General features: G+C 55.5%; 14 protein-coding genes. 4 read left to right on the top strand and 10 right to left on the bottom strand.

Annotated elements, in window-relative coordinates:
- Positions 1–83 precede the first annotated feature (83 nt).
- From nirB to M8370_RS02560, 4 genes are all read left to right on the top strand, one after another.
- Positions 84–2,627 carry a nitrite reductase large subunit NirB gene (gene nirB / locus M8370_RS02545; RefSeq protein WP_250020452.1) on the top strand — a complete coding sequence of 848 codons (2,544 nt, stop codon included), beginning with the start codon at positions 84–86 and terminating at the stop codon, positions 2,625–2,627.
- Complete coding sequence (gene nirD, locus M8370_RS02550) at positions 2,624–2,950, top strand: nitrite reductase small subunit NirD (protein WP_013099065.1); 327 nt, start codon at positions 2,624–2,626, stop codon at positions 2,948–2,950. The genes nirB and nirD overlap by 4 nt, the downstream gene beginning before the upstream one ends.
- Before the next feature lie 135 nt (positions 2,951–3,085).
- Entirely contained in the window at positions 3,086–4,459 is a 1,374-nt protein-coding gene (cysG, locus tag M8370_RS02555; protein WP_128312082.1) for a siroheme synthase CysG, read from the top strand.
- Positions 4,460–4,604: 145 nt separating this feature from the next.
- Positions 4,605–4,775 (top strand): YhfL family protein, encoded by a 171-nt coding sequence (locus M8370_RS02560; RefSeq protein ID WP_008503029.1) that lies wholly within the window; start codon positions 4,605–4,607, stop codon positions 4,773–4,775.
- A gap of 145 nt (positions 4,776–4,920) precedes the next feature.
- On the opposite strand, the gene trpS is transcribed toward M8370_RS02560, so the two are convergent.
- The 10 genes from trpS to M8370_RS02610 form a co-directional block, all read right to left on the bottom strand.
- Positions 4,921–5,925, bottom strand: a complete 1,005-nt coding sequence (gene trpS, locus M8370_RS02565; RefSeq protein ID WP_020687783.1) for a tryptophan--tRNA ligase — start codon at positions 5,923–5,925, stop codon at positions 4,921–4,923.
- Positions 5,918–6,679, bottom strand: a complete 762-nt coding sequence (gene gph, locus M8370_RS02570; protein WP_038981450.1) for a phosphoglycolate phosphatase — start codon at positions 6,677–6,679, stop codon at positions 5,918–5,920. The genes trpS and gph overlap by 8 nt, the downstream gene beginning before the upstream one ends.
- Entirely contained in the window at positions 6,672–7,349 is a 678-nt protein-coding gene (rpe, locus tag M8370_RS02575) for a ribulose-phosphate 3-epimerase (protein WP_008503032.1), read from the bottom strand. The genes gph and rpe overlap by 8 nt, the downstream gene beginning before the upstream one ends.
- 41 nt (positions 7,350–7,390) lie before the next feature.
- On the bottom strand, positions 7,391–8,203 hold the full coding sequence (gene dam, locus M8370_RS02580; RefSeq protein WP_013099069.1) for an adenine-specific DNA-methyltransferase: 813 nt from the start codon (positions 8,201–8,203) through the stop codon (positions 7,391–7,393).
- Between the two features lie 67 nt (positions 8,204–8,270).
- Positions 8,271–9,572, bottom strand: a complete 1,302-nt coding sequence (gene damX / locus M8370_RS02585) for a cell division protein DamX (protein WP_029882161.1) — start codon at positions 9,570–9,572, stop codon at positions 8,271–8,273.
- 92 nt (positions 9,573–9,664) lie between these two features.
- On the bottom strand, positions 9,665–10,753 hold the full coding sequence (gene aroB, locus M8370_RS02590; protein WP_029882162.1) for a 3-dehydroquinate synthase: 1,089 nt from the start codon (positions 10,751–10,753) through the stop codon (positions 9,665–9,667).
- Between the two features lie 57 nt (positions 10,754–10,810).
- Positions 10,811–11,332 carry a shikimate kinase AroK gene (gene aroK, locus M8370_RS02595; protein WP_003861630.1) on the bottom strand — a complete coding sequence of 174 codons (522 nt, stop codon included), beginning with the start codon at positions 11,330–11,332 and terminating at the stop codon, positions 10,811–10,813.
- Between the two features lie 286 nt (positions 11,333–11,618).
- Entirely contained in the window at positions 11,619–12,827 is a 1,209-nt protein-coding gene (gene hofQ, locus M8370_RS02600; RefSeq protein WP_250020470.1) for a DNA uptake porin HofQ, read from the bottom strand.
- Positions 12,769–13,161 (bottom strand): HofP DNA utilization family protein, encoded by a 393-nt coding sequence (locus M8370_RS02605; RefSeq protein ID WP_029882164.1) that lies wholly within the window; start codon positions 13,159–13,161, stop codon positions 12,769–12,771. Before M8370_RS02605 ends, hofQ begins: the two co-directional genes overlap by 59 nt.
- Positions 13,151–13,612, bottom strand: coding sequence for a HofO family protein (locus tag M8370_RS02610; protein ID WP_038981441.1), 462 nt, complete (start codon positions 13,610–13,612; stop codon positions 13,151–13,153). Before M8370_RS02610 ends, M8370_RS02605 begins: the two co-directional genes overlap by 11 nt.
- Between the last annotated feature and the right edge of the window lie 3 nt (positions 13,613–13,615).

The following is a 13,615-nucleotide window of genomic DNA, read 5'->3' on the forward strand; positions in this document are numbered from 1 at the left end:
CGAAGGCGTATTTGATTTGCATCAATAAGTGCCCCTGCTGAATCGTTAAGGTAGGCAGTAATAGAAAAGAAATCGAGGCAAAAATGAGCAAAGTCAGACTCGCTATCATCGGTAACGGCATGGTCGGCCACCGCTTTATTGAGGATCTTCTCGATAAAGCCGGCGCTGAGCAGTTCGATATTACCGTGTTCTGTGAAGAACCCCGCAAGGCGTACGACCGTGTGCACTTGTCTTCCTACTTCTCCCATCATACCGCCGAAGAGCTCTCTCTGGTGCGTGAAGGTTTCTATGAGAAGCATGGCGTAAAAGTGCTGGTGGGCGAACGCGCTATCACCATCAACCGTCAGGAGAAAGTGATCCACTCCAGCGCTGGCCGTACGGTTTTTTACGACAAGCTGATCATGGCGACTGGCTCATATCCGTGGATCCCGCCTATCAAAGGTTCGGAAACACAGGATTGCTTCGTTTACCGTACCATTGAAGATCTCAACGCCATCGAATCCTGCGCACGTCGCAGTAAACGCGGCGCGGTGGTCGGGGGCGGCCTGCTGGGTCTGGAAGCAGCCGGAGCGTTGAAAAACCTCGGCGTTGAAACGCACGTCATCGAATTTGCCCCGATGCTGATGGCCGAACAGCTGGACCACATGGGTGGCGATCAGCTGCGCCGTAAGATTGAAAGCATGGGCGTGAAAGTCCATACCAGCAAAAACACCAAAGAGATTGTGCAGGAAGGCACCGAAGCGCGTAAAACCATGCGCTTTGCCGACGGCAGCGAGCTCGAAGTTGACTTTATCGTCTTCTCCACCGGTATTCGTCCACGCGACAAGCTGGCCACCCAGTGCGGTCTGGCGGTTGCCCAGCGCGGCGGGATCATGGTGAACGATACCTGCCAGACCTCCGACCCGGATATCTATGCTATCGGCGAATGTGCCAGCTGGAATAACCGCGTGTACGGTCTGGTGGCGCCGGGCTACAAAATGGCGCAGGTCGCCGTTGACCATATCCTCGGAAACGAAAACGCCTTCGAAGGCGCGGACTTGAGCGCCAAGCTGAAGCTGCTGGGCGTGGACGTGGGCGGCATCGGCGATGCGCATGGCCGCACGCCGGGCGCGCGCAGCTACGTTTATCTCGACGAGAGCAAAGAGATCTATAAACGCCTGATCGTCAGCCAGGACAACAAAACCCTGCTCGGTGCGGTGCTGGTGGGCGACACCAGCGACTACGGCAACCTGCTGCAACTGGTGCTGAACGCCATCGAACTGCCGGAGAATCCGGACGCGCTGATCCTCCCGGCGCACGCTTCCAGCGGCAAGCCGTCTATCGGCGTCGATAAACTGCCGGACAGCGCGCAGATCTGCTCCTGCTTCGACGTCACCAAAGGCATGTTGATCTCCGCCATCAACAAAGGCTGTCACACCGTTGCGGCGCTGAAAGCGGAAACCAAAGCCGGAACCGGCTGCGGCGGCTGTATCCCTCTGGTCACTCAGGTGCTTAACGCCGAACTGGCGAAACAGGGCATCGAAGTGAACAACAACCTGTGCGAGCACTTCGCGTACTCTCGCCAGGAGCTGTATCACCTGATCCGCGTGGAAGGCATTAAATCCTTCGACGAACTGCTGGCCAAGCACGGCCAGGGCTATGGCTGCGAAGTGTGTAAACCGACCGTCGGCTCCCTGCTGGCCTCTTGCTGGAATGAGTACATCCTCAAACCAGAACATACGCCGCTGCAGGACACCAACGACAACTTCCTGGCAAATATCCAGAAAGACGGGACTTACTCCGTTATCCCACGCTCTGCGGGCGGTGAAATCACCCCGGAAGGGCTGGTGGCCGTGGGCCGTATCGCGCGTGAATTTAACCTCTACACCAAAATCACCGGTTCCCAGCGTATCGGCCTGTTTGGTGCACAGAAAGATGACCTGCCGGAGATCTGGCGTCAGCTGATTGAGGCGGGCTTCGAAACCGGTCACGCGTATGCCAAAGCGCTGCGCATGGCAAAAACCTGCGTGGGCAGCACCTGGTGCCGCTACGGCGTGGGCGACAGCGTGGGCTTCGGCGTCGAGCTGGAAAACCGCTACAAAGGCATTCGTACCCCGCACAAAATGAAGTTCGGCGTCTCCGGCTGTACCCGTGAATGTGCCGAAGCGCAGGGGAAAGACGTGGGGATCATCGCCACCGAGAAAGGCTGGAACCTGTACGTCTGCGGTAACGGCGGGATGAAACCACGCCACGCTGACCTGCTGGCGGCCGATCTTGACCACGACACGCTGATTCAGTATCTCGACCGCTTCATGATGTTCTACATCCGTACCGCCGACAAACTGACCCGTACCGCTTCCTGGCTGGATAATCTGGAGGGTGGCATCGACTACCTGAAGTCGGTCATCATCGACAATAAACTGGGCCTGAACGAACATCTGGAAGCGGAGATGGCGCGCCTGCGCGCGGCGGTGATTTGCGAGTGGACGGAAACCGTCAACACGCCAGCGGCACAGACACGCTTCAAACACTTCATCAACAGCACCCAGCGCGACCCGAACGTGCAGGTAGTAGCAGAGCGCGAACAGCATCGTCCGGCGACACCTTATGAACGTATTCCGGTGACGCTGGTGGAGGAAAACGCATGAGCCAGTGGGTAAACATCTGCAACATTAACGACATTCTGCCGGCAACCGGCGTCTGTGCGCTGCTGGGAAACGAGCAGGTCGCGATTTTCCGCCCTCGCCACGACGAACAGGTTTTTGCCATCAGCAATATCGACCCGTTTTTTGAGGCCAGCGTCCTCTCCCGCGGGCTGATTGCCGAGCATCAGGGTGAACTGTGGGTCGCCAGTCCGCTGAAAAAACAGCGTTTCCGTTTAAGCGACGGACTGTGCATGGAAGATGAAAGCTACTCGGTGAAGCACTACGACGTTCGCGTGAAGGACGGCCAGGTGCAGTTAAAAGCCTAACCCCCCGCCTTTCCTATAGGAAAGGCTTATGACCCCTTATGGGTAACGGCAGGAAAAACCGTATGTTTCCGGCGATTCCTGCTGTTATTCTGACGTCAATTCTTACCCCCTCCATGAATGCTGTGAGGTAATGTCGTGGACCACCTGCCGATTTTCTGTCAATTACGCCATCGCGACTGCCTGCTTGTGGGTGGCGGCGATGTGGCTGAACGCAAAGCCCGCTTGCTGTTAGAGGCAGGTGCCCGTCTTACGGTTAACGCCCTCGCCTTCGCACCACAGTTTGAAGCCTGGGCGAAGGAAGGGATGCTCACGCTGAATCAGGGGGAGTTTAACGAGTCCCTGCTGGATACCTGCTGGCTGACTATTGCCGCGACGGATGACGATGAAGTGAATCAGCGCGTTAGCGATGCCTGCGAAGCGCGCCGTATATTCTGCAACGTGGTGGATGCGCCGAAAGAAGCCAGCTTTATCATGCCGTCGATAATCGACCGTTCACCGCTGATGATTGCGGTGTCGTCAGGTGGCCGCTCGCCGGTTCTCGCCCGCCTGCTGCGGGAAAAACTGGAAGCACTGCTGCCGCAACATCTTGGGCAAATTGCCCACTATGCAGGGCAACTGCGTTCACGAGTGAAGCAGACCTTCGCGACCGTGGGCGAGCGCCGTCGCTTCTGGGAAAAATTCTTCGTCAATGACCGGCTGGCCCAGTCGCTGGCCAATCAGGACGTGAAGGCGGTTGAAGAGACGACCGAGCAGTTACTCTCTGAACCGCTGGATCATCGTGGCGAGGTGGTGCTGGTAGGCGCAGGCCCCGGCGATGCGGGATTACTGACGCTGAAAGGACTCCAACAGATCCAGCAGGCCGATACCGTTGTGTATGACCGTCTGGTCTCCGATGAAATCATGAATCTGGTACGTCGCGATGCGGACCGGGTGTTTGTGGGTAAACGTGCGGGTTATCACTGCGTGCCGCAGGAAGAGATTAACCAGATCCTGCTGCGGGAAGCGCAAAAAGGAAAACGTGTGGTGCGCCTGAAGGGCGGGGATCCGTTTATCTTTGGTCGCGGCGGCGAGGAACTGGAAACCCTGTGCAACGCAGGTATTCCGTTCTCTGTGGTGCCTGGCATTACGGCGGCATCCGGCTGTTCGGCATACTCCGGTATTCCATTGACCCATCGTGATTACGCGCAGAGCGTGCGTCTGGTAACGGGGCACCTGAAAACCGGCAGCGAACTGGACTGGCACAACCTGGCCGCCGAAAAGCAGACGCTGGTCTTCTATATGGGGCTGAATCAGGCCGCTACGATCCAGGCGAAATTACTGGAACACGGCATGGAAACGGATATGCCCGTCGCACTGGTGGAAAACGGCACCTCCATTAAGCAGCGCGTGGTAAATGGCGTGCTGACACAGCTGGGTGAGCTGGCGCAGCAGGTTGAAAGCCCGGCGCTGATTATTGTCGGCCGCGTGGTCGAGCTGCGCGATAAACTCAACTGGTTCTCAAATCACTAGCGCATATTCTCCCTTCTTCGAGTAGTCCTTAACCGGACTACTCCCCTGTTACTGCTGTCGATAACATACCTCCCGCGAAATGGAACTTTTCCATTTATTCCCTCGTGTTACATCCAATTTAGTTTTTTTAAGACAAGGAATGCGTATGTTCAAACTGGCTAAAGCTGCCGTTCTGGTAGGCCTGTTATCGACTCTGACGGCCTGCACTGGCCACGTGCAAAACACCAAAAATAACTGCAGCTACGATTACCTGCTGCACCCGGCGATCTCTATTTCGAAGATCATCGGGGGTTGTGGCCCGGCGGCACAGCAGTAAGCTATTTTACAGGTGTAAAAAAACCGGGGATTCCCCGGTTTTTTTGTTTAGAAAAGTGCGGCGTGATGCCCTCACCCTGGCCCTCTCCCACAGGGAGAGGGTACAAACCCTAAAAACGGTAACGCCGTTACCGTTTTGCTTTTACCTACGGCTTCGCAACAAACCCAATCGCTTCGTACACCGCTTTCAGGGTTTCTGACGCGCGCGCGCTGGCTTTTTCAGCGCCCTCTTTCATCACCTTCTGCAGGAAGGCTTCATCGTTACGGTAGCGATGATAACGCTCCTGCAGCTCGGTCAGCATACCGGAAACGGCATCCGCCACTTCGCCTTTCAGGTGGCCGTACATCTTGCCTTCAAAGTGCTGCTCCAGCTCAGGAATGCTCTGGCCGGTCACACCGGAGAGGATATCCAGCAGGTTGGAGACCCCCGCTTTGTTCTGCACATCGTAGCGCACAACAGGCGGCTCGTCGGAGTCGGTCACGGCACGCTTGAGCTTTTTAACCACCGATTTCGGATCTTCCAGCAGGCCAATAACGTTGTTGCGGTTATCGTCAGACTTGGACATCTTTTTGGTCGGCTCCAGCAGCGACATCACGCGTGCACCGGATTTTGGAATAAATGGCTCTGGCACCTTGAACACTTCGCCATACAGGGCGTTAAAGCGCTGGGCGATATCACGGCTCAGTTCAAGATGTTGCTTCTGGTCTTCACCCACCGGCACCTGGTTAGTCTGATACAGCAGAATGTCAGCCGCCATCAGCACCGGATAGTCAAACAGACCGGCGTTGATGTTCTCGGAATAGCGCGCGGATTTATCCTTGAACTGCGTCATGCGGCTCAGTTCACCAAAGTAGGTGTAGCAGTTCAGCGCCCAGCCAAGCTGTGCATGCTCCGGCACGTGAGACTGAACGAAGATGGTGCTCTTTTCAGGATCGATCCCGCAGGCCAGATAGAGCGCCAGGGTGTCCAGCGTGGCTTTACGCAGCTTCTCAGGATCCTGACGGGCGGTAATAGCATGCAGATCCACAATGCAGTAAATGCAATGGTAGTCATCCTGCATGCTAACCCACTGACGTAACGCACCCATGTAGTTACCAATGGTCAATTCACCTGACGGCTGGGCGCCACTAAAAACGATGGGCTTAGTCATTTTTCAATTCCTGATGTTCACTGTATGAAAGCCCGAGTGCGGGCAACAAATCTTTGAAGCGATCGAACACGACGTCCGGCTCACTCAGGGTAATGGCCTCACCGTAGTTGTAGCCATAGGTTAACCCCACGGAGGGACAACCCGCCGCTCTGGCAGCCAGAATATCATTGCGTGAATCACCGACAAAGAGCAGCTCAGCAGGTGTTAAGGATAATTTTCCTGCCACCAGCAACAGCGGTTCCGGGTGCGGCTTTTTATTCTGTACGTCATCACCGCCCACAATCACGGTGAAGTATTTCGCGATATCCAGCGCGTCCAGCAATGGCGCAACAAACGGCGTCGGCTTGTTGGTAACCAGCCCCAACGGAATGCCTTTAGCATTCAGCGCGCTCAGCGTTTCCTTCACGTCCGGGAACAGGAAGCTGCCTTCTTCAACGGTTTCTGCGTAGAAACGGTCAAACAGTTTGCGCAGAATACGCAGTTGTTCTTCCTGCGGGATATCCGCGTGATCAACGCTCGGTTTACCCTGTGCGGAACGTTGTGACGCACGCTCCTGGCGAGCCCACGTCAGGGCGCGCTCCATCAGGACATCTGCGCCATTACCAATCCACGTCACGACGCGATCTTCGCCCGCGACGGGCAGTTCAAGGGCATACAGCGCCTGGTCGACGGCGCTCGTTAAGCCCGGCGCGCTGTCAACCAGCGTGCCATCGAGGTCAAATGCAATACCCCGGGTTGCCTGCAATTTATCCATGACTTACCTTCGCCAGCTCGCGGCGCATTTCATCTATAACTTTTTTGTAATCCGGTTGGTCGAAAATTGCCGAACCTGCAACGAACATATCCGCGCCCGCAGCCGCAATTTCACCAATGTTATTCACCTTCACGCCACCATCCACTTCCAGACGGATGTCATAACCTGACTCATCAATACGACGGCGCACTTCACGCAGTTTATCGAGCGTGTGAGGAATGAATGACTGCCCGCCAAAGCCCGGGTTAACGGACATCAGCAAGATAACGTCCAGCTTATCCATCACATAGTCGAGATAGCTCAGCGGCGTTGCCGGGTTAAAGACCAGGCCCGCTTTACAGCCGTTTTCTTTAATCAGCTGCAGCGTGCGGTCAACGTGTTCAGACGCTTCCGGGTGGAAAGTAATGATACTGGCGCCCGCCGCGGCAAAATCAGGCACGATGCGGTCAACCGGTTTCACCATCAGATGGACGTCAATGGGCGCGGTAATACCGTAGTTACGCAGCGCCTTGAGCACCATGGGGCCAATGGTCAGATTAGGAACGTAGTGGTTATCCATAACGTCGAAATGGACGACATCCGCACCCGCGGCGAGCGCGTTAGCAGTGTCCTCACCCAGGCGGGCAAAATCGGCCGACAGAATTGAGGGAGCAATCAAAAACTGTTTCATCCGCATCTCCTTGAAATGTGTTTACCGGCGGGCAAAACGGCTCAGGGGCGATAAAGAGCCAGGAGTTCGTCCACCTTTTTACGTGTGCCGCCGTTGCTGCTAATGCTACGCCGCACTTTGACCTGAAAATGCTTCGCGGCTTTGTACCATTCGCGCGTATCAGGGGTATCGTGATTCGAAATTAACACCGGAATTCTTTTGCTGACCAGCTTTTCCGCCATCTCCGCCAGACGGGCCTGCTCGGCCGGACTGAAGCTGTTGGTGTGATAGGCGGTAAAATTCGCCGTCGCAGACAGCGGGGCGTAAGGCGGATCGCAGTAAACCACCGAGTCTACGCCCGCCAGTTCCATACACTCTTCATATGAGAGGCAGTGGAATTCTGCATTTTGCGCTTTTTCAGCAAAGTGATACAGCTCGTCCTGCGGGAAGTAAGGGCGCTTATAGCGGCCAAACGGCACGTTGAATTCCCCACGCAGATTATACCGGCACAGGCCGTTGTAACCATGGCGGTTGAGATAAAGGAACAACAGCGCCCGACGGAACGGATCCTGGCTCTGGTTAAACTCAGTGCGCAGCTGGTAGTAAACATCCGGATGGTTGTTCTCGGGCGTAAACAGCTTGCGCGCCTCTTCCACATACTCATCGGTACGCAGTTTGACGATGTTATAGAGGCTGATGAGATCGCTGTTGATATCCGCCAGGATATAACGAGAAAAATCGGTGTTCAGGAACACCGATCCTGCACCCACAAAGGGCTCGATAAGACACTCGCCTTTAGGCAGGTGCTTTTTAATATCATCAAGCAGGGGGTATTTCCCCCCTGCCCATTTCAGAAAAGCGCGATTTTTTTTCATGCTGACTAACTGATTACACCTTCTCCGGCTGTGGAGAAAGCTCCGACAGCATCCTGCGCTTTAAACATTACTTAAGATCGGCCTGAACCTGATGAATGGGCTTCGCCCACGGGTTTTTCGCCTGAACGTCTGCTGGCAGTGTCGCCACGGCACGTTTCGCTTCATCTTTAGAAGCATACACACCGCTCACCAGCACATACCACGGCTGCCCGTTACGGGTAGTCTGATAAACCACGTAGTTTTTCAGATTCGATTTCTTCGCCCAACCGTTGAGGTTGTCATAGTTGGACGAACTGCTCAGCTGCAGCGTGTAGTTACTGGATGGCGCAGATTTCAGTGAACCGACGTTACCCGTCGTTTTACCGGTTGTGCCAGCCGATGCTGTGGCGGTTGCAGCTGGAGCTGTTGTCGCCGCAGGTGCAGTGGTGGTGGCCGTGGCTTTCGGTGCAGTCTGCGTCACTGGCGCTTTTGCAGGCTCGCTTGCCGCAGCGGTTTCAGTCCGTTTCGGCTGCACCGGGGTTGCTTTGACTTCTGGTGCTTTTACCACAGCCTGAGGTTTGGTTTCACGCTTAGGTTCAATGACCGCCTGCTTACGTTCCTGACGTGGTGCAGTCTGAGTCTGACGCGGCTTGCTTTCCGTTGCTGCGGTTTGTGGCTGAGCGTTGCCACCGCGAACAGGCGCAACGGTTGCAGGTTCAGTTGGCAGCGTAGAGTTCACCACGACGTTATCCACCTGCTGCTGGTTTTGCGGCTGCATCAGCGCGTTGTTCAGATCGCCCTGAACTTCTACACGCTGCTGGCCTTCTGGCGTGGCAGGTGCCTGATTCTGAGCGGGGGTAGAAGAGACTGGCGGCAGGGAAACATCCTGCGGCGTCGTTGTGTTACTGGCGGTCTGCTCTGCGGAGGTGGTCCCCGGCGCTGGCTGTGCACCATTTGCCTGATCTGCCGCATCGTTACCGGAGAGGTTGATGCTCTTCTCAGTGGAAGCCGTTTGCTCGCCAGAATTCGTGGAAGGCGCTTTCAGCGCGGAGCCAATGCCGACAATCAGCAGCACAAGCACCAGAACGCCCAGTCCCATCATGATGTACTGGCGGGAGGCCGGTTTCTGCGCGGCCGCTTTTTTACGTTTACGCGGGCGACGCTCTACTGGCTCTTCGTCCATTGAATCTTCTTCGGACTCATAATCCTCTTCTTCTCGCTCATCACGCGCATTGCGGCTACGTGAAGGGCGACGATCGTCTGCATCCAGATCAACATCGTCAAAGTTGATCTGCGGCTCGTTATCACGTTCTGAAGATTGACGAGAACGACCAGTACGACGATCGCTGGGATCGGGTTTCAGCTCGTCTTCTGGTTTGAATTCATCCATTTAACACCCCACTCAAAGGCTTATGCCTACGACTTTGCATTTCGCCTGAAGCTAAACGACCACCGGTAACAGTGGCCTGACCTTTCTAGTTGTTACGCCTGCTGACAATCAGCGATAGCGCCAAGAACGACATCGTGCGGCACTCCGCCGCGCACTTCACTCTTCCCTATTGCAAGCGGGAGTACAAGACGCATCTCACCTGCCAATACTTTTTTATCGCGCATCATGTGGGGTAAATACGCTTGCGCCGACATCTCCTGCGGCCCGGTTACCGGCAAGCCAGCACGTTCCAGCAGTGCGATGATACGTGCCGTCTCTTCCGGTTTGAACTGACCCAGACGTTCGGAGGTACGGGCAGCCATCACCATGCCAGCAGCGACAGCTTCACCGTGGAGCCAGTTTCCGTAACCCATTTCGGCTTCAATCGCGTGGCCAAACGTATGCCCAAGATTCAGTAAAGCACGTAAGCCCGTTTCACGCTCGTCTGCTGCAACAACTTCTGCTTTCAGCTCACAACAACGGCGAATGCAGTATGCCAGTTTAGCCTCATCCAGGCGCAGCAGCGCATCCATATTCTCTTCCAGCCAGTTAAAGAACTCGCCGTCGAGAATAATGCCGTATTTGATCACTTCAGCCAGGCCAGAGGCCAGTTCGCGTGCTGGCAGGGTTTTCAGACAGTCGAGATCCACCACCACCGAAGCAGGCTGGTAGAACGCGCCAATCATGTTTTTGCCGAGCGGATGGTTGACCGCGGTTTTGCCGCCAACGGAAGAGTCGACCTGAGACAGTAAGGTGGTCGGAATCTGAATAAAACGGACACCACGTTGATAGCTTGCTGCCGCAAAGCCCGTCAGATCGCCCACAACACCGCCGCCGAGAGCAAGCAGTGTCGTATCGCGACCATGGGGTTTTTGCAGCAATGCGGTAAAGACGGTATCCAGTACCGTCAGGCTTTTATACTGCTCGCCATCGGGCAGAATTACACTGTCGACCTTCACGCCCGCCTGCTCAAGCAGGTGGCGAACGCGGTCAAGATAAAGCGGAGCCAGCGTCTCATTGGTGACCAGCATCGCCTGATCACCCGCTTTCAGTGGTAAAAAGGAAGCTGGGTCGTTAAACAAACCAGCCGCGATGGTGATAGGGTAACTACGTTCCCCGAGAGTAACTGTAATCCTCTCCATGACGCGACATCCACCTTTAATGCTTTTACCCGCAGGCGAGTGTATATAAAGCCAGAATCAGTTGCTTTCCAGCATATGAATAATCTGGTTTGCAACCACTTTAGCGCTCTGATCATCAGTACGAATGGTCACATCAGCAATCTCTTCGTACAGAGGATTGCGTTCATCGGCCAACGCTTCCAGAACTTCGCGTGGTGGCGTTTCAACCTGCAGCAGCGGGCGCTTTTTATCGCGCTGCGTACGTGCCAGCTGTTTTTCAATGGTCGTCTCAAGATAGACCACTACGCCACGGGCGGAGAGACGGTTGCGGGTTTCGCGAGATTTTACAGAACCGCCGCCGGTCGCCAGCACGATGCCCTGTTTTTCCGTGAGTTCGTTGATCACTTTTTCTTCTCGGTCACGGAAACCTTCTTCGCCTTCTACATCGAAGACCCAGCCCACATCAGCTCCGGTTCGTTTCTCAATCTCTTGATCAGAATCGTAAAATTCCATATTGAGTTGTTGAGCTAACTGACGCCCAATAGTGCTTTTGCCGGCACCCATAGGCCCAACCAGAAAGATATTGCGTTTCTCTGCCATTTTTTCGGTACTACTAAGACTATTCGTTAATGGTAATCCCCGCTTCGCAGACACCCGGCGTAGCAGGACATGAACTGAAACCTCATATGCAATAGAGCGAGAGTCAGACTAAAAATTATCTCAATACTCCGGCTTGTTTGGCAACTGATTAAATCACCGCACCAGACGCATAAGACAACAAGACGTCAGTCCAACTCAAATCGGTACTCCTTGTATGCTAATTCATGCCCCACGTCAAACATCTGCAACAAACTGAATGCAAAATCATTGCGGGGATCGTTACCCGTCAGTGAATAGCCACCAGACGTGGTGTTATAAACACCACTAATTCACGCCGTTCGTTGTCTTTACCGTCATGACGAAAAAGCTGCCCAAGCCAAGGGATTTTACCGAGCCCGGGTACGCTATCACTTCCGGTTTTATTCTTTTGCGAGAAAATACCGCCCAGCGCCAGCGTTTCTCCACTTTTTACCTCCACCTGAGTTTCTATTTCTTGTTTGTCGATAGCCAGCGTTTCGCCATCGGCCTGTTGCAACACCTGCCCCGGCATATTTTCACTGATATGTAATTTCAGACGCACGCGCCCGCCCGGCAGCACCACTGGGGTGACCTCCATACCTAATACCGCCTCTTTGAACTCCACAGAGGTAGCCCCACTCTCCCCGCTGGAGACCTGATACGGGATCTCACTGCCCTGTTTGATACTGGCCGGCTGCATATGTGAGGCCAGCAGTCGCGGGCTGGCGATGATATCGACCTGCTGTTTTTGCTCCAGTGCTGACAGCTCCAGATCCAGCAGCCTGCCGTTAATACGCCCGATGTTAAACCCCACATGGCTGGTGGCGCTGGCCACGGACAAATCACTGCCAAGGGTTGTCATTTGCCCAACCTTGCCCGCTTCAGTGGCCTCGGCAAGATTCCATTTCACCCCCAGCTCCCGCAGACTTTTTTCGTTGATGGTGACGATATGCGCCGCCAGTTCGACCTGCTCGACGGGAATATCCATCTGTGTTGCCCAGCGCTGTAGCGTTTCCAGTACGGCTTTATTATCCCTGACCAGCAGCCGGTTGGTGCGTTTATCAAGAGACAGACTGCCCTTAGGACTGAGCAGTTTTTCCGCTGCGTTTTGCAGCTCCCCGGCATCTGCGTATGAAAACGAAATGCTTTGCGAGAGCAGCGGAGCCTCAAGCTGCCTGCGGGCCCGGTCCTGTGCGTTACGCTCCTGCTGTTCGCGCTGCCAGGCCGCCGTATGGACATAGAAAATGCCGCCCTCCTCGCGCAGAACCAGCCCTGCGCTGGCGATCACCGTCTGTAATGCCTGTCGCCACGGAACATGCGTCAGACTGAGCGATAATGTGCCGCTTACGTCGGGTGACACCACCAGATTACGATTCTCCTGCGCCACCAGCGCCTGCAGGACCTGAACCACAGGAACATCATCCACCACCAGCGTGACCGGCTTCGGTGCGGCGGCCAGCGGAGTGACGATCGTCAGTTACAGCAGCGTTATCCTTAAATTCATATTTTTTCGTTCCTTCTCGTTGCCACGTCCATTGCGCTGGCTCACAGGTTTCACCCACGTCTACGACGAGTTGCGTCTCATTCATTGCGCTGACCCGCCAGCCCGCCGGTAAACGTTCCTCTAAGTGCAGGCGATACCAGCGCTGTTTCCCGTCCTGCAACAGGCCAACCCCGCCGACCATGCCTCGATAGTGCCACTGCGTCAGCTCGCCAACGGCACAGGGATCGTCGGGCGGATGAAACGGATCGCGCATCCCGGTGAGTAACAGCACTGAGCAAACCAGCAGGTAGCGCAGGCTATTTCGCATGGTCTAGCTCCAGTTGCACTCGCAGACGTAACGCCGCGCCCTGAGGCGCAAGCGTAAAGGCGGCAATCCGGACATCTTGTTGCGCCAGCCGGGCGAAAGCCGTCAGGATTGCTGGCCACTCGGCATCCAGCGCCAGCTCTCCACCGCCCGGAAGGGGTTTCCAGTGCACCAGCGTTGCGCCATCAGCCTGAAAATCCAGCGGGGAAAAGCGCACCACCGGGCGTGCGTCAGGCTCAGGTGTCCGGCGCGGCGCGTTGCTGGCGACAGGCCAGAGCGTCGCATGGCGCTGGACGGCGTCGGCCATTTGCTTCTGAAGCGCAGCAAGCTGTGAATTAAGCGGCCTCAGGAACAGGCCCCATGCGGTTCCCCACAACAAGGCAACGCCCAGCCCACCGCACAGGAGCCGGTACCGGCGACGGCTCTCAGACCAGCGTTCAAATATTCTGTTCACACG

This window comes from Enterobacter cloacae complex sp. OE43NF (genome assembly GCF_023544405.1).
Classification (GTDB): Bacteria; Pseudomonadota; Gammaproteobacteria; order Enterobacterales; family Enterobacteriaceae; genus Enterobacter; species Enterobacter cloacae.